A 17,989-nucleotide genomic window follows, 5' to 3' on the forward strand; every position below is an offset into this window, starting at 1 on the left:
TATAATATCAAACTTTATTAAATTAATAGTTAGTTATCAAAAGATATAATATAGATATTACAGGGAAAAGGATGATAATGTCAGTCGTTAAAAAAGTAGTGTTTTTAATAGTTTTATTCATTGGGTTTATAGTTTATTCTGTCTATAGCTTTGATTTTGACTCCCCCACAAATACTCAAACTTTAGTTTCAACTTCAACAAAAACAGAAATTAATTCTACTGATACAGGTTTGATTGATAAAATTATTAATTTTTTTGCTTCATCTGATCAAAAAGATTCTAAACCGTTTAATCTTGTGTTAACAAAAAAAGATGGAATAGTTACAATGGATGGTATTTTCTCAAATGAAGAAGATGCTAAAAAAGTCTCTAATATTTTGAATATTAATAGAGATGGTGAATATACTTATGAAGATGATGTTGTTATTGACGAAGTTTTATTATCAAAAGTTGCTGTATTAATTACTCCTTTTAAGGATTTTTTTGCGGATGGAGCTAAAATTTTAATTATAAATGATGAAGTTTCTTTATCAGGAGAATTAAAAGATCCAAATTATTATGCTTTATTAGAGTCTATTACTTCAAGAATGGATATAAATTTAATTAAAGATATAAATATTGCTAATCCAACTCTTGTTACTGCTGATAGTGAAGATAACTTGAATGATAAAGAAGTTTCTCTTGAAAGTAATAAAAATTCTGAGAATGTTAGCAAACGTGAAAATGCTGTAAAAACTATTTTAACTCCAAATGAGATTCAACTTAGTATTAATCAAATATTATTAGAAAAAAAGATTTCATTTGAAAGAAAGAGTTCAACTATTACTGCTGATTCTAATCCAACTTTAGTAGGAATAGCTAAAATATTAGAAAACAACAAAAATGTAAAAGTTGAAATTGCTGGACATACTGATTCAAGAGGTGATAAAAATCTGAATAAACAGATTTCACAAGATAGAGCAAATAGTGTAAAAATTGCATTGATTGATTTGGGTGTGGATGAAAATAGACTAATCGCTGTTGGTTATGGAGAAGAATTTCCAATTGCAAAAGATGATGAAAATGGTCTATCAGAGATAAATAGAAGAGTTGATTTTAATATTATAGGAGAATAGATTTATGCTTGACATTGCTTCACAAATTGTAATAAATTTAGTAATTGCTGGAATTATAGGTTTTATCTTAGGATATCTTCTTGGAAGAAATAGTTATCCTAAAATTGAATCTATAGAGAATGATAATAGAGTTGATGATTTGAGAGAGGAAAGAATTGTTAAAAGTACATTGAATCCTATTTTCAAAAAGAATTCAATCTTAGATTATAAACCTTTAATTTTAACTAGTCCAAAACCAAGTGGAAAAGATCCTTTGATTAAAATAAAAGGCATAAATAGTAAAATTGAGTGTGATTTAAATAATTTAGGCATTTATCATTTTGAACAAATCTCGAAATGGTCAAATAAGAACACTGAGTGGATAGAAGAGTTTTTATTGCTTCCAGGAATCGCTAAAAATAATCAATGGGTAGATCAAGCAAAAATTCTTGCTTCTGGTAAAGATACACCTTATAGTTTACAAGTTGAAAATGGTGAGATTGAAGTAGATTAAATTTTAATCTACTTACTCTTTTATCTTTACAACATATCTTCCAACAGCTTTTCCTGAAAGTAAATGCTCATAAGCCACTTTTATTTCATCTATAGAAATTTCATTTATAATCGTATTTAAACTATTTATTTTCCATCTACTTGCTAATTTTTCCCAAGCAGCTTGTTTTTTCTCTAATTTACATTCAACAGAGTCAATTCCTATTAATCTTATTCCTCTTAATATAAAAGGAAATACGTTGGTATTAAGCTCATGAGAAGACGTAAGTCCACAACATGTAGCAACACCATCATATTTTATTTGTTTAAGGGCATTAGCTAGTATTTTTCCACCTACTGTATCAACTACCCCTGCATATTTTTCACTTAATAGGGGTTTTTTTGATTCTTCTTCAAATTCTTCTCTTAGAATTACTTCATTAGCACCAATTTTTTTCAAAAAATCAACTCTATCTTTTTTCCCAGAAATTGCAGTTATGTTGTATCCTAATTTACTTAATATAGCAATTGCAATAGATCCAACACCACCTGTCGCCCCTGTAACCAATATATCACCACTTTCTGGTTTTATGCCATTTTCAATTAGTTCATTTACACTTAATGCTGCTGTTAGACCAGCTGTTCCAAAAGTCATAATCTCTTTATCTGAAATTGAATCAGGGATTCTTGCAACCCAACTAGCAGGTATTTTTACAAATTGAGCATGTCCTCCATCTGAATTCATACCCATATCATAACCTGTTACTAAAACCCTTTCTCCTACTTTAAAAATTGGAGATGTTGATTCAAAAACAGTTCCTGCTACATCTATTCCTGTAACGTGTGGGAAATTTCTGCTAACACCTGGGTTCCCAACTGAGCTTAATGCATCTTTATAATTTAGTGAAGAGTAGCTAACTTTTATAACAATCTCATTTTCTTCACATTTTGGAGTAGGTATATCTTGTATACTAGATATAAATTCCTTTTCTCCAACTTTTTCAACTACAAAAGCTTTCATTTTTTTCCTTTTTACTATTTGAATGTACTTTAGCTAAAAAATATTGAAAGCTTAATAACATTTTTTTATTAATTTGTAACTATAAATTTTTTAGAGAAATAGATATTTGAGTATTATTTTTTAGTTTTAATGTTTTAATAAATCTTTTAAACTATCTTTTGGATTTTTACCATCTAATATATGTTTTACTTCATTTGCAATAGGTGTATAGACGTTATGTTGAAGAGAAAGATTATATATAGCTTCTGCCGTTTTAATTCCTTCTGCAACCTCTCCTAGTTCTTTTAATATATCTTCTATATTCTTATTTGAAGCAAGTCCAAGTCCAACTCTATAATTTCTACTCATTGTAGAATTTGCAGTCAAAAATAAGTCACCAGCTCCACTTAATCCTAAAAATGTTGATTTTTTTGCACCAAAAAATTTCCCAAATCTTTCCATTTCCACTAAACCTCTAGCGATCAATGAAGCTTGAGCATTTTTGCCTAAATTTAATCCTTCACAAATACCACTAGCAATTGCTAAAACATTTTTATAAGCACCTGCAACTTCAGCCCCAATTACATCAGAACTATAATAAGTTTTTATAAAATTTGGAAAAAAAGGAGAAAATTGTTCAAAAAGTTTTTCTGAACTTGAATTTATAACTAAAGCACATGGTAAGCCTTGTTTAACTTCTGTTGCAAATGATGGACCTGAAATAAATCCTATGTTCTTTTTAGGAACAAAATCAGCATATATTTCATTTAAAAATTTACCACTAGAAGCTTCTATTCCTTTAGAAGCAACAAGAATCTTTTGTCCATTAAAAACAAAATTTTCTTTTAACCAATTTCGTATTTCTTGAGCTGGAATTGCAATTATTAAATATTTACACTCTAATGCAGTTTTTAAATCAACAAAGTTTTCAATCTCTTTTTTTGTTCTTGAAGTTATTAAAACTTTTTGTTTTTGACTTAGTGCAAAATGTAGAGCTTGTCCCCATTTCCCTGCACCAATTACTGCAATAGAGTTGTTTTTCATTATGATAGTCTTTGTTTTAATAAGTCATTTACTTTATTTGGATTTGCACTACCTTTTGATTCTTTCATAGTTTGCCCTACAAAGAAACCAAATAGTTTGTCTTTACCTGATTTATATTCTGCAACTTTATCTTCATTTGCAGCTAATATAGCGTCAATAATAGCTAATAAAGCTCCATCATCAGATACTTGTTTTAGTCCTAGTTTTTCAATAGCATTATCAACATCAGTTGATTCATTTTGTATTAAGAAATCAAGAACTTCTTTTGCAGCTTTTCCTGAAATAGTATTATCTTCAATTCTTTTTACAAGAGTTGCTAAAGTTTTTGCATTAATAATTGAATCTTCAATTGAAGCACCCTCTTTTAATCTTGCTAGTAACTCAACAGTTAACCAAGTAACTGCATTTTTTGCACTAATTCCCTCAGCCATCATTTCATCAAAATATTTAGCCATTTCTAAAGAAGCTGTGATTACAGAAGCATCATATTCTTTTAGACCAAATTCTTTTACAAATCTATCTTTTTTCTCATCAGGAAGTTCTGGAATTACTGAATATTTAGCAAGCATTTCATCTGTAATTATTACAGGTAACAGATCTGGATCTGGGAAATATCTATAATCAGCTGCATCCTCTTTTCCTCTCATAGATCTTGTTTCTCCAGTGTTTGGATCAAAAAGTCTCGTTTCTTGAACAATCTCTTTTGAGTGAACACCATCTTCCCAAGCTTCAATATGTCTATTTACTTCATAATGAATTGCTTTTTCAATAAACTTAAATGAGTTCATATTTTTAATTTCACATCTAGTATAAAGGTTTTTATCACCTTTTGGTCTGATTGAAACATTTACGTCACATCTGAAACTTCCTTCTTGCATATTTGCATCAGAAATTCCTAAATATCTTACAATTGAGTGAAGTTTTTTTAGATATAAAATAGCTTCTTCAGCACTTCTCATATCAGGTTCTGAAACAATTTCAAGTAAAGGCGTTCCTGCTCTATTTAAATCAACTTGTGAAGCATCTCCTGCATGGATATTTTTTCCTGCATCATTTTCTAAGTGAGCTCTAGTTACACCAATAGTTTTTTGTCTTCCATCTGGAAAATCAATTACTAATTCTCCAAGTCCAACAACTGGAACTTCAAATTGAGAAATTTGATAACCACTTGGTAAATCTGGATAAAAATAGTTTTTTCTATTAAATACTGATTTCTGATTTATTTGAGCTTTTAGTGCAGTTCCAAGCATAATAGCTTTATGAACAGCTTCTTTATTTAATACTGGAAGTGCTCCTGGTAATCCTAAACAAGTTGGACATATATTAGTATTTGGTTCTTCTCCAAAACTTGTAGCGCAAGAGCAAAAAAGTTTACTATTTGTATTTAATTGAGTGTGAACTTCTAAACCTATAATAACTTCAAACATCTATTTCCTTTATCTAACAATTTTTATATCAGCTGTTAATTTTTGTTTTTCAAAATAATCTTTTAGATATTTTTTTTCTCTTGTTGTCATAATATCGTTAAATATTTTTGCTTTTACAGTTTCAAAATTAAGAGAAGTAGTTCCTTCTTTTTTTATTACAAATAAAGAAACAAACTGCTTGTTTGCTGTAAAAATAGGAGTAAAACTATTTAATTTAGTTTCATTTAATAAAAATTGCATTTGTGGTTGTAAACTTTCAACACCTAGTTTTAAAGGAGTTTTTTCAACATCTGCTGCAATTACCATTGGATTATTTATAGCATTAGTTAAAGAAGCTTTATTTTTTGAAGTATATTGCATTACATCATAAGCTTTTGAAGTTGAGAATTGACCTTTATTTTTTTCATAATATAGTTCCATATCTTCTTGATTTGCAACTGCTAATTGACCTTTTACTATTTTTTGAATTAGTTTTTGTCTAATTACAGCATCTTTTGCTTCTTCTTCAAAATCAGAATAATTTCCATATTTTTGTTTTACTATGGCTTTAAAAGAGTATAAATCCATTCCATTTGCTTTTGCTAATTTTTCAATATATTCATTTACATCAAAAATATCAGCGTTGATATTATTATCTTTTACTGCTTGTTCATATAAAGCTTTGTCAATTAGTAATCCAACTGCTTCATTTTTGCCTAGTTTATTTACAGACATTGTTTTTTCAATATCATAAACAGTGATTGGTTCGTCATTAACAGTTATTGCAATACCATTAGCTATACCAGCAAATGATATTCCTGAACTTATAAGTAGTGTTAAAAAAAGTTTGTACATTTTGGTTTCCTTCTTTCATAAAGCAGATATTTTACCAAAAAAATAGTAAATATCTGTTTTGATGAAAAAAAGATTATAAAGTTTTAGCTTTAGTAACTTTATTAATTAAATAAAAGATTGAATTATAATCAAGTCCTGATTCTTCGCTCAATCCAATTTCACAAGTTTTAGATGTAGAAAATGCCATTTTTGCACCAGCTGTTTGCTCTTTTAAGCTTCTTAGTGCTGATTTATTTAATTCAGGAAAATTAAATCCTCTATCACCTGCAAATCCACAGCATTTTACATCTGCTGGAATAATTACATTTGTAGAACACAGTTGTGCTAAAGTTTTGAATTTATCTTCTAATCCCATTTTTCTTGAACTACATGTTGTATGAATTGTAATTGGTTCATTTATAGCTGTAAATTCTAAATCTTTTGTTAAGAATTTTAATGCAAATTCTATTGGTTCATAAATTGATAATTTATGAGAAAAACTTTCCATCATCTTTTTAGTACATGGGCTTGTATCACATAAAATTGGGTATTCTCCAAATTCACTTACATGTAATAATGCAAGTTCTAATTGTGATGATTTTGTGTGAGCTGCATCATTAAATCCTTTTGATGAAAAAGGCATTCCACAACATAGATTTGGCAAATCTTCAGGGAATAATATTTGGTAACCCGCTTTTAATAACACTTCTACTGTAGTATCAAATAACTCTTTTTCTTCTTTAGAAACAGCATTTAATCCCATACTTCTATTTATACATGAAGGGAAATATACAACTTTTTTATCACTAACTTTTTGTTCAAAGTTTAGATTTACATTTGTTCCTTTTGGCATTGAAGAGCTCCATTTAGGAAGAGAGTTTTTGCTTAATTCTCTAAATGTTTTAGTCATACTTTCCATGCTAGATGTTCCTAAAACTTTATGAACAAAGTTTGCACTATGAAGACCAAATCTAATACCTTTTAAAGTTGTAGAAAAATTATTTGCTACAAAATTAGCAATTGATTTTCCAGTGTTTGAGATTTGTTCTGTTCTTAAATGTTTTGTTAAACTTCCCGTATCTATTTTCACTGGACAAGCAGTTGAACATAAACTACATGTTGCACATGTTTCTATTCCATCATATTGGTATAAATCTTTATACTCTTTTGCCTCTTGATGATTTCCAATTGCTTCAAGTCTTGAAATTTCTCTATTTATTACAATTCTTTGTCTTGGAGTTAAAGTTAATTCATTTGATGGACATGTAGGCTCACAAAATCCACATTCGATACATTTATCAACAATTTCGTTTGTTGCTGGAAGAGTTTTTAGATTTTTAAGGTGAGCTTCTTTATCATCATTTATTATAACACCTGGATTTAATAAACCTTTTGGATCAAATAATGATTTGATTTTTTTCATCATAACATAAGCATCATGTCCCCACTCTACTTCAATAAATGCAGCCATGTTTCTTCCTGTTCCATGTTCTGCTTTTAAGCTTCCTTCATATTTAACTGCAACAGAAGTTACAACTTCATTCATTAAATTATCATATCTTTTAACTTCTTTTGCATCTGAAAAATCTTGGGTAAATACAAAGTGAAAGTTTCCTTCTAAAGCGTGACCAAAAATAAGTGCTTCTGTATAATCATATTTTTTGAATAAATTTTGAAGCTCAAGTGTCGCTTCTGCTAAACACTCAATTGGATAAGCAACATCTTCAATAATAACTGTTGTTCCTGTAACTCTTACGGCTCCAACAGCTGGGAATAAACCTTTTCTAATTTTCCAATAAAGATTATATTCGTATTCATCTTTTGTAAAATATATGTTTCTAACAACTGTAAATTCTTTTAATAGCTCTTCAATTTGAGTTATTTGAACATCAAGTTGATTATCATTTAAAGCTCTTGTTTCTATTAGAAGCGCAGTTATTTCTGAACCTAAATCTTTTATATATTCAGGCATTGCTGAATCATTTTCGATACTTTTTAAAGCAGCTCTATCCATAAGTTCAACGGCATCAACAACTATTTGTTTTGAATCTCGTGCAAGTTTTAGTTTTGTAACCGCGCTACAGGCTTCATTCATATCTTTAAAGTAAATTAATGCACTTGCTTTATCTTTTAAATCTTCAACTGTGTAATAAGTGATTTCTTCAATAAATGCCAGTGTCCCTTCACTTCCAATGATTAAATGTTGAAGTATTTCAAACTCATCTTCAAAATCAATTAAAGCATTTAAAGAGTAACCACATGTGTTTTTGATTTTAAATTTTCTTTCAATTTTTGCTCTTAACTCTTCATTGTTTTTTGTATCATCTGAAAAACTTTTTAACTCTTTTAGAAAATCACCATGAGTTTTTCTAAAAGCATCTTTACTCTCTTGGCAACCAGTATCTAGTTTTGTTCCATCTGCAAAAATAAGTTTTATAGATTTAAGAGTTTTATATGAGTTTTGTGAAATTCCACAACACATTCCTGAAGCATTATTAGCAGCAATTCCACCAATCATAGCAGCATTTATACTTGCTGGATCTGGACCAATTTTTTTTGAATATCTAGCTAATAATCCATTTGCTTGAGCACCAGTAAGTGCTGGTTGTAATGAAATAAAACTCGCATCTGATGAGATTTTGAAGTTTGAAAAGTTTCTTGAAGTGATAACTAAAATTGAATCACTAATTGCTTGACCTGATAGTGAAGTTCCACCAGCTCTAAAAGTAATACTTAAATTCATTGAGTGTGATAACTCAATAATATCTTGAACTTCTTTTGCATTATCTGTTTTGATTGCAATTTTTGGGATTAATCTATAAAATGAAGCATCCGTTCCATAGGCTAAAGTGTGAAGTTTATCTGTGAAGATTTTCTCTTTTTTAATCTTTTTTACGATTTCATCATAAAATTTCTGATATTTGCTTTCTAACATATTTAGTTCCTCCAAGATTCATAAAGGATAGATTTTAACTTCACTAAATGATAATAATATGATATTTTAATTAATCTTAAAAATATGCTTTGAATAAATAATAGTTAGAATAAGTATTTTTTAGTAGATAAGAGAGAATGTTTTATTATTTAGGCATTTTCATGCCTAAATAAATTTATTAATATTATGGAATCATCCATGTTAAAATATAAGCTTGAGCCATTGTAATAAGACCTATAAAAGTTACAAGTATTAAACTGTGTTTAACTGTAAATCTAAATAAGTCAGACTCTTTTCCAACAATACCTGTAGATGCACAAGCAATAGCGATAGATTGTGGAGAAATCATTTTACCACATACACCCCCAGTAGTATTTGCAGCTACCATTAATGTTTCATTAAGCCCTAATTGTTGAGCAGTTTGTTGTTGTAATCCGCAGAAAAGTGCATTCGATGAAGTATCTGAACCTGTTAAGAATACTCCTAACCATCCAAGGAATGGTGAAAAGAAAGGGAACATAAATCCAGTATTTGCAAGAACAAGTGCCATAGTTGAAGACATACCTGAATAGTTCATAACAAATGCAAAAGCAAGAACCATACCAATAGATAAAATTGCCCATTTAAGTTCAAAAAGTGTTTCACCCATTGTTTTTGTAGCTGTTGTTACATTTAATCTAAAAATAAATAAAGTGATAATTGCTGTTAAGAAAATAGCAGTACCAGTTGCAGAAAGAGGATTAAATGTATATACAACCTCAAATGATTTAGGAGCACTCGTAATTGGAGGCATTTTAAAAATCATATTGTGAATTTCTGTGAATTCAAATTTGAAGATAGTATCTGCGAAAATTTGACCTTTTGCAAAAAAAGCTTTAAACCATTTAGTTGTCCATATTGTAACCATTACTGAAAGAATTATAAATGGTGACCATGCTTTAAATACTTCACCCGTAGTGTGTGGTACTAAATTGAAACCTTCCATATTAGCTTTCATAACATTTTTTGGTTTCCATGATTTTAAGAAAACTGTAGTTGCTACAATAGAAACGATTGCAGAAGTAACATCCGGTAATTCAGGTCCGATGAAATTTGATGTTAAATATTGAGTAATAGCAAAACTTCCACCTGCAACAAGTGCAACTGGCCATACTTCTTTAATACCTTTCCATCCGTCCATCATAGCAACAAGCCATAAAGGAATAATCAATGATAATAGTGGTAATTGTCTACCAGCCATTGCTCCAATAGTAAAAGCATCAATTGAAGTAACTTGTCCTGCAACAATAATTGGAACCCCAAGTGCACCAAATGCAACAGGAGCAGTGTTTGCGATAAGACACAATCCAGCAGCGTATAATGGGTTAAATCCAAGACCAACTAAAATAGCAGCTGTAATAGCAACAGGCGCACCAAATCCAGCAGCACCTTCTAAAAAAGCACCAAATGCAAAACCAATTAAAATAACTTGAATTCTTTGGTCTTCAGTTATTGAAATAATTGAATTTCTAATAATATCAAATTGACCACTTTTAACAGTTAATTTGTATAAGAATACTGATGCTACGATAATCCAAGCAATCGGCCATAAACCAAATAAGAATCCATATTCAGCTGATGCGAATACCATATTAACTGGCATATCAAATCCAAAAACTGCTACAATCATAGAAAGAGCTAACGTAATGATTGCTGCGTAGTGTCCTTTCATTCTAAATACTGCTAGTGCCAAAAAGAAAAAAACAATAGGGATCAGTGCTACAAGCGCCGATAGTCCTAAGCTATCTCCAATTGGAGCATATACTTGTTGCCAAGTTTGCATATAAAACCTCCATAATAAAAAATATCCAAAGAATATTAAAATGGTATGAGATTTATATGATTTTAATGGGTGTAAGAAGGAAAGGAATCAAATATCTTTAAAAATGTATCCAGTATCAACAACTGTTTGAATAAACTCTTTGTTTAATATCTTTCTTACTCTTCTAATTAAACTTCGAATAGATTCTAAAGATACAAAACTTCCTTCCCAAACATAGTTTTCTATTGTACTATATGTAATTACTTGATTTTTTTTGCTAAGAAAAAGATTCATAAGAAGTTTTTCTTTTTTTGTTAATCTGGTTTCTTCATCATCAATAACTAAAGTTGCTGATTTAAAATCAAAATATGAATTTGTATCAAAATAGATTTTATCATCTTTGATATTACAAAGTTTTTCTATTTTTATCTCTAATTCATCAATAAAAAAAGGTTTTTTTAAATAATCATTACAGCCAAAATCATAAGATTGTTTTATTACATCAAGTTCAACACTCGCACTTATAATTATTACTGGAATTACATCATAATATTCTCTTATTTTTTTTAAAATATTTATACCATCTATATTTGGAACATTTATATCTAAAATAAAACAAGAAAAACCTTCTGTTATTCTTTCATAAGCCTTTGCCCCATCTGTAAAAGACTCTACACTATAATTTTTTAGTTTTAATCTTTTTGTTATAGTTTCATTCAATTTTTGATTATCTTCTAAAAGTAAGATTTTCATTTTAAACCTTTTTGTGTGGAAGTTTTATTGTAAAGATAACATTATTTTTATTGTTTCGGACATTAATCGTTCCTCTCATTTTATCTTCAATGATAATTTTGGCCATATAAAGACCAATTCCAGTTCCATCTTCTTTAGTTGTAAAATATGGTTCAAAAATAGAATTAATGATTTTTTCATCAATTGCACCAGCATCATCAATAATTTCAATTGTATTAAAATTTGTACATCTTTCAATATTTATATCAATTTTTCCTTTTTGATTTATAGGAAGATCTTTTTCTACAATTTTATTTTTTGCGTTGTTTATGATATTTAATAAAACTTGTTTAAATTCATTTTCATATCCATAAATCAATAATTCTTCATTTTTATTTTTATAATTAAAATTCATTTTAATATTCGAATAAAATATTTGTTTTCCAATTATTTCGTTGATTTCATTAAAAGCTTTAGATATAGAAAAAAGGTTTTTTTTAGTTGATGGTTTAAGGAAATTTCTAAAATCACTTAGAGTTTTTGACATATATTTTATTTGAATCATAGAATCATTTACAAAACTTTTAACATCATTATCTTTTAATTCATTTAATAAATATGAAGTTTGAATATCTTGTACAAGAGCTGACAATTCAACTAATGGTTCGTTCCATTGATGAGCGATTGCTGCAATCATATCACCCATTTCGGCTAGTTTACTTTGTTGAATTAAAAATTGTTTTTGCTGAATTCTTTCAGTTATATCATCCATAATACAAACAATCCCACCGACACTTCCGTCTATATTTTTATAAACTGCTTTATTTAAAATGATATGTTTCATTTCATTTGAAGGAGTATAAAAAGTAAATTCAGAAGTACTTGTGCTAAAAGTTTGCAATAACTCTTTGTCAATAAGAGTATTTTTAGTTGCAACTTTAATTGGAAAAAAATCAAAGGCAGTTTTTCCAATGATTTCATTTCTTGTTGAGCTTACTAAAGATGCAAATGCAGTATTACAACCCAAAAATTTACCTTCAGTATTTTTGTAATAAATAGGATTTGGAATAGTGTCAAGAAGCACTTTATCAAACTCTATTCTATTTGAAAGTTCAAGTTCAAGCTTTTCTCTTCTTTGAATATTAGCTTTTAAAATTACAACAATAATACTCAATACAAAAATTGTAATAATAGTTATAATAAAAAATCTAGTATGTTCTTTATAAATAGATGCAGGTTCATTTATTATTAGAGGATTTTCAACATAGTTAGAAACATCAAGATTAAATCTTTTTAATTCATCATAATTAAACATATAAAGATTTGGAGATTTTTCTAAAACAGGAATATCTTTTATATTTTTTCCATTTAAAACTTCAAGAGCCATTTTAGAAACAGTTTCACCTTGAGCAACAGCAGAAGTTAATAAACCTCCTACCATTCCACTGTTTAAGTAAAAGTCCCAAAGTCCATAAATGGGAACTTGACTTACTTTTTTTACCTCTTCAAAACTTTGTTTGTATGTAAAATAGTGTCCAGTTGTATCTTTAAATAAAAGTACAAATAAAATAGCACTATTTGCTTTTTCTAGTTTTGAAACTTTCGTTTTTAAATCAGTTATTTCAAGGTTATCTGTATATTCAATATTAAATTTATGTTTATATTTTTCAATAATTTTTGTTAAATCTTTTTTTACAGCATAACCAGTAATCGAGGTATCATTTATAATTAAAAGATTTTTTAAATGAGGATGCAATCTAGATATTAATTCAAAGTTCTTTTCTATATCAACTTCTTCTGCTACACCTGAAATATTTTTAAAAGTTAATTTATCTAACATATTTTTGTTGTAGTTATTTATTCCGCAAAATAGTACGGGTACATTTTTAAATAAATAATCATAATATTTTTCCATAAAATCAAAGGCATTATTATCACTAATAATAATTAAATCAAATTCTCTTTCTCCAAATTGTTGTTTATAAATTTTTGCAAGATTTGCTAAGTAAGAAGAGTCATCAATTCTTTTTGTATCCATATAAACTGTAGTTAGTTCTATATTTTTATCTGAGGAAAAATTCTTTTCAATAGTTTTAGATATATCATCTGTCCACGCATATCCTTTATGGTATGAATGAATTAATAATACTTCTTTTAGTTGGTTTGCTTCTAAGAAATTAAAAAAGAGTATGCTAAATAGTAAAAAATATTTCATTATAATCCTCTATTTAGCAATTATATCAAGATTTCACGAAAATCACATATCCTGATTTTGGTCCATGAGCGCCAATAACCAAAGATTGTTCTATATCAGCAGTTTTTGAAGGACCTGAAATAAATACTCCATATCCAGCATTTTCAAAATCAATTTTTTCATAAGCTTCATGCATATTATTTAAAAGTTCATTTTCTTCAATTACAATTATAATATTTTGGGCAATAAAATATAAAGCTCTATGTCTATTATTTTCATTTTTCATCCAAATAGCACCATTTTCAGCAACTGCAAAATTTCCTTTTACTACTGCTAAATCAATATTTTTTAAATCATGGGCATCATCAAAATCATTTGCATTAAAATTACAAACTGAGCAAAAATCAACATCACTTGCAATTTGTTTTTCATCGGGATAAAGAGATTTTATTGTTTCATCTAATTTATCTTTTTCGATTATTAAAGCCTTTCCTCCAACGCTTTCAAGCATAGTTGAGAAAGTCTCAAATTTATTTTCAAATTTGATACCAAAATTTTCATAACTTGGAAGTTTTACATTTTTTACAAGATTATTATCTTTAATATTTTTTAATATTTTTTCTTTGCTAGTCATCTAATTCTCCATCTCTAAACATTTCTTTGAAACTTTTTGAAGGCATAACAGGTAAATCCCTTTGTTTTCCCCAAACATTTGCTTTGTTATATAAAATAGAATTTGGAAGTTTTGGCACTATAAATCTAGCCATTTTTCCTGCAAATTCAAACAGAGTTGGTTTACTCATTAGCCATGAAGTTACTTTCATTGCCATTTTTTTCTTTGGATCAATTAGATTTGCTTCTGATAAATCTTGTCTTAGACTATAAAGTTGTGAATCTAAATCAATTTTAACTGGACAAACATTTGAACATGAACCACATAACGTACAAGCAAATGGTAAAGAGTTATGTTTTTCAGGCTCTTTTTTTGCTCCTAAGATTGAACCAATTGGTCCTGGGATTACATATTCATAAGAGTGCCCACCACTTCTTCTATAAACGGGACAGGTATTCATGCAAGCCCCACATCTAATACAGTTTAGAGCTTTTTTATTTTTATCTGATGCTAAAAACTGACTTCTATTATTATCCACAATAATAATATGCATTTCGCCACCCTCAACTGGAGCATGGAAATGTGAAGTATAAGATGTAACTGGTTGTCCAGTCGCACTTCTTGCAAGTAGTCTTGTAAATACTGATAAATCTTCAAGTCTTGGAATAATTTTTTCAATTCCCATCGAAGCAATATGAAGTTTTGGAACACTTGCTCCCATATCTGCATTTCCTTCATTTGTACAAACTACAACACCACCTGTTTGAGCAATTGCGAAATTAACTCCTGTTAGTCCTGCTTGTGCAGTTAAAAAATCTTCTCTAAGAGCTGCTCGTGCTGCTCGTGTTAAATAAGTTGGGTCATAATTTCCTTCTTCTGTTCCTAAATGTTCATGAAAAGTATCTGAAACATCTGATTTTTTTAAGTGAATTGCAGGAAGAACTATATGTGAAGGTGGTTCATTTCGTAATTGAACGATTCTTTCACCTAAATCTGTATCAATAACTTCAATTCCAAGATTTTCTAAATATGGATTTAAGTGACACTCTTCTGTTAACATTGATTTTGATTTTACAAGTTTTGTAACACCTTTTTCTTTTAAAATCTGTGCAACAATTTGGTTATGTTCAAGTGCATCAAATGCAAAATGAACTTTTATTCCTTTTTTTGTAGCATTTTTTTCAAATTCTAAAAGATAAGTATCAAGATTTGCCATTGTATGAGTTTTTATTTGATTTGCAAACTCTCTTAATTGTTCCCATTCAGGAATTGATTTACTAGCTCTATCTCTTTTTTCTCTTACAAACCAAAGTGCTTGGTCATGCCAATGCATTCTCTCATCATTAGCAACAAATTTTGCTGCATTTACGCTGTGACTACTCATGGTTTAACTCCTGCAAGAATTTCAACAATATGCATTACTTTGATTGGATTTTTATCTCTATTTATAATTCCATCCATATGCATTAAACATGACATATCTGCACCTGTGATTATTTCAGCCGATGAATTTATATGGTCTTTAATTCTATCTTTTCCCATCGCAACTGAAATAGCTTCTTCTTGAACACTAAATGTTCCTCCAAAACCACAGCATTCATCTTCTCTTTTTAATGTAACTAATTCAATATCAGATATTTTATTTAGAAGATTTTTTAACTTTGAATCATAAGGAATATTAAGTTCACTTGCAGTTGCTAGTTTTAAAACTCTGTGTCCATGACATGAATTATGAACTCCAACTTTATAGGGAAATGAAATATCAAAATCTATGTTTTCAATTTTTATAATATCATGTAAAAATTCGCAAACTTCATAAATTGAAGCCTTCACTTTATTGTAATCTTTATCATTGTCAAAAAATGGTGCATAATGCTCTTTTACCATAGATACACATGAACCACTAGGTGCAACAATATAATCAAAATCTTTAAATGTTTTTACAAATTCAATAGCTAATTTTTTTACATCTTTCGAGCATCCAGAGTTTGCCATAGGTTGTCCACAGCAAGTTTGGCTAAGAGGATATTCTATTTGTAAACCTTGATTCTTTAATAATTTATATGTTGCTTTACAAATATTTGGATATAACTCATTCATAAAACAGGGAATAAAAAGTCCTATTTTCATCTACACTCCTCATTTTTAATAGCTAATTTTATATTTAGTATATGAGATATATATGATAATTCTATTTTTTTATAAATATACTAATATCATTTTCTAAGTAATTTTCTTTTATTTCTATTTTTTTAGATAGGCTTTTTGAATAATTAAGAATATCAAGAAAATTTACATTTGTAAGGGAATCATTCTTTAAAAAGTTAAACACAAATCCTATTTTTGAAGCTTCAAAACATTTTTTTATAAAAATGAAAATTTCATCTTTTTTTAAAATATTCATAGCGCCACTACAAATATAATAATCAGCAAAAAGAAGTTCATCCTCTATGATATTTTTAATATAAAAACTTGTATTAAGAAATCTTTTTGATGCAAGAGTTATCATTTTTTCTTCACAATCAATTCCAATATATGATTTTGGCTTCAAATCATTATCAAAAAGATAGTTATAATATTCTGCAAAACCACAACCTGCATCTATGATATTAGATTTTCTGATTTCATTTCCTATAAAGTTTGTCAAAATTTCAAATCTTTTATATTGACTATATTTAGAGTTCCAATGAACTCCTTTTGCACTTATTCCATATTTTTTTATAGTAGGAGTATAAAATTCGTTATTTTTTTTCACCATATGTAGAATTATTCTGAAATTTGTTCTATTAGAACATTATTATCTTTTATAAATTTTGAAATAACTTCTGAATTAGTGTGTTCATAAGCTTTTTCATAAACAATTCTTTTTATGCCACTTGCAATTAGATTTTTTGAACATTCACTACAAGGTTCAAGAGTTACGTAAATTGTCCCGCCTTCAATTGATATTCCTTTTCTAGCTGCCCAAATAATTGCATTCATTTCTGCATGAATTTCATATGTTTTTGACCATTCATGGTGCTCTTTAGTATATTCACCATTCCAATGTTCACTACAATTTTTATAACCAGCAGGAGTTCCATTGTATCCTGTTGATAATATTCTTCCATCTTTTACAATTACAGCTCCTACTTGTTTTGATACACATTTAGATGCTTTTGAAATCTCTTTTGCAATATTAATAAAACTTCTATCGTTTAACATTTTAGTCCTAGTTAAATTTTTTTGATTATATCTAAAAGATATTTTAAATAAATAAGAGATGAATTCTATTTGAAACTTAAATAAAGCTTATTTAAATAAACAAAAATATATTTATCAGAAAAAATGTGCTATTATGAGAAAAAATTTTATTAAATTAAAAAGGCTGAGTATGGATTTTAAAGATATCAAAGAATTAATAAGAGTATTTGATAAGAGTGAACTTAACAAATTAAAGGTTAAAGAAGGTGAATTCGAAATTTCTATGCAAAGAGGTTTTGAAAGTGGAGTTACAACTGTTACAACATCAGCTCCAGTTGCTCAATCAACATTTGCATCTGCACCTGTAGTTACAACATCAGTTGTTGCAGAAGCTGTAAGTGCTCCAAAATCAGGTGAAGTTATTAATTCTCCAATGGTAGGAACATATTATTCTTCTCCTTCTCCTGAATCTCCTTCTTTTGTTGAAGTTGGTTCTACAGTTAAAAAAGGACAAACTCTTTGTATTTTAGAAGCAATGAAAATTATGAACGAGGTTGAAGCTGAATTTGATTGTAAAATTTTAGAAATTTTAGTTAAAGATGGTTCTCCTGTTGAATATGATATGCCAATTTTTGTTGTTGAAAAATTATAAGAGTTAGAT

General features: G+C 28.4%; 16 protein-coding genes. 3 read left to right on the forward strand and 13 right to left on the reverse strand.

Annotated elements, in window-relative coordinates; genetic code table 11:
* Positions 1-77 precede the first annotated feature (77 nt).
* Both ASUIS_RS00350 and ASUIS_RS00355 read left to right on the forward strand, forming a co-directional pair.
* Complete coding sequence (locus tag ASUIS_RS00350; protein WP_192894407.1) at positions 78-1,115, forward strand: OmpA family protein; 1,038 nt, start codon at positions 78-80, stop codon at positions 1,113-1,115.
* 4 nt (positions 1,116-1,119) lie between these two features.
* A complete protein-coding gene (locus ASUIS_RS00355) occupies positions 1,120-1,608 on the forward strand; it encodes a hypothetical protein (RefSeq protein ID WP_118885174.1) in 489 nt (162 codons plus the stop codon).
* A 12-nt stretch (positions 1,609-1,620) separates the two neighbouring features.
* On the opposite strand, the gene ASUIS_RS00360 is transcribed toward ASUIS_RS00355, so the two are convergent.
* The 13 genes from ASUIS_RS00360 to ASUIS_RS00420 form a co-directional block, all read right to left on the reverse strand.
* On the reverse strand, positions 1,621-2,607 hold the full coding sequence (locus ASUIS_RS00360; protein ID WP_118885175.1) for a YhdH/YhfP family quinone oxidoreductase: 987 nt from the start codon (positions 2,605-2,607) through the stop codon (positions 1,621-1,623).
* Between the two features lie 126 nt (positions 2,608-2,733).
* Positions 2,734-3,630, reverse strand: coding sequence for an NAD(P)H-dependent glycerol-3-phosphate dehydrogenase (locus tag ASUIS_RS00365; protein ID WP_118885176.1), 897 nt, complete (start codon positions 3,628-3,630; stop codon positions 2,734-2,736).
* On the reverse strand, positions 3,630-5,057 hold the full coding sequence (gatB, locus tag ASUIS_RS00370) for an Asp-tRNA(Asn)/Glu-tRNA(Gln) amidotransferase subunit GatB (RefSeq protein ID WP_118885177.1): 1,428 nt from the start codon (positions 5,055-5,057) through the stop codon (positions 3,630-3,632). Before gatB ends, ASUIS_RS00365 begins: the two co-directional genes overlap by 1 nt.
* A 9-nt stretch (positions 5,058-5,066) precedes the next feature.
* Positions 5,067-5,891 (reverse strand): SurA N-terminal domain-containing protein, encoded by an 825-nt coding sequence (locus tag ASUIS_RS00375; protein ID WP_118885178.1) that lies wholly within the window; start codon positions 5,889-5,891, stop codon positions 5,067-5,069.
* Between the two features lie 73 nt (positions 5,892-5,964).
* Positions 5,965-8,805, reverse strand: coding sequence for an FAD-binding and (Fe-S)-binding domain-containing protein (locus ASUIS_RS00380; protein WP_118885179.1), 2,841 nt, complete (start codon positions 8,803-8,805; stop codon positions 5,965-5,967).
* A gap of 184 nt (positions 8,806-8,989) precedes the next feature.
* Positions 8,990-10,627: a lactate permease LctP family transporter gene (locus ASUIS_RS00385; RefSeq protein ID WP_118885180.1), complete on the reverse strand. Its 1,638-nt coding sequence runs from the start codon at positions 10,625-10,627 to the stop codon at positions 8,990-8,992.
* 87 nt (positions 10,628-10,714) lie between these two features.
* The gene (locus ASUIS_RS00390) at positions 10,715-11,359 is read right to left on the reverse strand and encodes a response regulator transcription factor (RefSeq protein ID WP_118885181.1); all 645 of its coding nucleotides are present in this window, start codon (positions 11,357-11,359) and stop codon (positions 10,715-10,717) included.
* A 1-nt stretch (position 11,360) separates the two neighbouring features.
* The gene (locus tag ASUIS_RS00395) at positions 11,361-13,553 is read right to left on the reverse strand and encodes a sensor histidine kinase (RefSeq protein ID WP_118885182.1); all 2,193 of its coding nucleotides are present in this window, start codon (positions 13,551-13,553) and stop codon (positions 11,361-11,363) included.
* 25 nt (positions 13,554-13,578) lie between these two features.
* Positions 13,579-14,166: a LutC/YkgG family protein gene (locus ASUIS_RS00400; protein WP_118885183.1), complete on the reverse strand. Its 588-nt coding sequence runs from the start codon at positions 14,164-14,166 to the stop codon at positions 13,579-13,581.
* Positions 14,159-15,529, reverse strand: a complete 1,371-nt coding sequence (locus tag ASUIS_RS00405) for a lactate utilization protein B (protein ID WP_118885184.1) — start codon at positions 15,527-15,529, stop codon at positions 14,159-14,161. Before ASUIS_RS00405 ends, ASUIS_RS00400 begins: the two co-directional genes overlap by 8 nt.
* A complete protein-coding gene (locus tag ASUIS_RS00410; protein WP_118885185.1) occupies positions 15,526-16,275 on the reverse strand; it encodes a (Fe-S)-binding protein in 750 nt (249 codons plus the stop codon). The genes ASUIS_RS00405 and ASUIS_RS00410 overlap by 4 nt, the downstream gene beginning before the upstream one ends.
* 61 nt (positions 16,276-16,336) lie before the next feature.
* Positions 16,337-16,903 (reverse strand): class I SAM-dependent methyltransferase, encoded by a 567-nt coding sequence (locus tag ASUIS_RS00415; RefSeq protein WP_118885186.1) that lies wholly within the window; start codon positions 16,901-16,903, stop codon positions 16,337-16,339.
* An 8-nt stretch (positions 16,904-16,911) separates the two neighbouring features.
* Positions 16,912-17,349, reverse strand: coding sequence for a deoxycytidylate deaminase (locus tag ASUIS_RS00420; protein ID WP_118885187.1), 438 nt, complete (start codon positions 17,347-17,349; stop codon positions 16,912-16,914).
* A gap of 169 nt (positions 17,350-17,518) precedes the next feature.
* On the opposite strand from ASUIS_RS00420, the gene accB reads away from it, so the two are divergent.
* On the forward strand, positions 17,519-17,980 hold the full coding sequence (gene accB / locus ASUIS_RS00425; protein WP_118885188.1) for an acetyl-CoA carboxylase biotin carboxyl carrier protein: 462 nt from the start codon (positions 17,519-17,521) through the stop codon (positions 17,978-17,980).
* Positions 17,981-17,989 lie beyond the last annotated feature (9 nt).

Source organism: Arcobacter suis CECT 7833 (assembly GCF_003544815.1).
In the GTDB taxonomy this organism is placed as follows: domain Bacteria; phylum Campylobacterota; class Campylobacteria; order Campylobacterales; family Arcobacteraceae; genus Aliarcobacter; species Aliarcobacter suis.

Bases quoted from the DNA above. Each gene is read 5' to 3' on its own strand.
- ASUIS_RS00350 (WP_192894407.1), top strand. From the start codon at position 78: ATGTCAGTCGTTAAAAAAGTAGTGTTTTTAATAGTTTTATTCATTGGG.
- ASUIS_RS00355 (WP_118885174.1), top strand. From the start codon at position 1,120: ATGCTTGACATTGCTTCACAAATTGTAATAAATTTAGTAATTGCTGGA.
- ASUIS_RS00360 (WP_118885175.1), bottom strand. From the start codon at position 2,607: ATGAAAGCTTTTGTAGTTGAAAAAGTTGGAGAAAAGGAATTTATATCT.
- ASUIS_RS00365 (WP_118885176.1), bottom strand. From the start codon at position 3,630: ATGAAAAACAACTCTATTGCAGTAATTGGTGCAGGGAAATGGGGACAA.
- gatB (WP_118885177.1), bottom strand. From the start codon at position 5,057: ATGTTTGAAGTTATTATAGGTTTAGAAGTTCACACTCAATTAAATACA.
- ASUIS_RS00375 (WP_118885178.1), bottom strand. From the start codon at position 5,891: ATGTACAAACTTTTTTTAACACTACTTATAAGTTCAGGAATATCATTT.
- ASUIS_RS00380 (WP_118885179.1), bottom strand. From the start codon at position 8,805: ATGTTAGAAAGCAAATATCAGAAATTTTATGATGAAATCGTAAAAAAG.
- ASUIS_RS00385 (WP_118885180.1), bottom strand. From the start codon at position 10,627: ATGCAAACTTGGCAACAAGTATATGCTCCAATTGGAGATAGCTTAGGA.
- ASUIS_RS00390 (WP_118885181.1), bottom strand. From the start codon at position 11,359: ATGAAAATCTTACTTTTAGAAGATAATCAAAAATTGAATGAAACTATA.
- ASUIS_RS00395 (WP_118885182.1), bottom strand. From the start codon at position 13,553: ATGAAATATTTTTTACTATTTAGCATACTCTTTTTTAATTTCTTAGAA.
- ASUIS_RS00400 (WP_118885183.1), bottom strand. From the start codon at position 14,166: ATGACTAGCAAAGAAAAAATATTAAAAAATATTAAAGATAATAATCTT.
- ASUIS_RS00405 (WP_118885184.1), bottom strand. From the start codon at position 15,529: ATGAGTAGTCACAGCGTAAATGCAGCAAAATTTGTTGCTAATGATGAG.
- ASUIS_RS00410 (WP_118885185.1), bottom strand. From the start codon at position 16,275: ATGAAAATAGGACTTTTTATTCCCTGTTTTATGAATGAGTTATATCCA.
- ASUIS_RS00415 (WP_118885186.1), bottom strand. From the start codon at position 16,903: ATGGTGAAAAAAAATAACGAATTTTATACTCCTACTATAAAAAAATAT.
- ASUIS_RS00420 (WP_118885187.1), bottom strand. From the start codon at position 17,349: ATGTTAAACGATAGAAGTTTTATTAATATTGCAAAAGAGATTTCAAAA.
- accB (WP_118885188.1), top strand. From the start codon at position 17,519: ATGGATTTTAAAGATATCAAAGAATTAATAAGAGTATTTGATAAGAGT.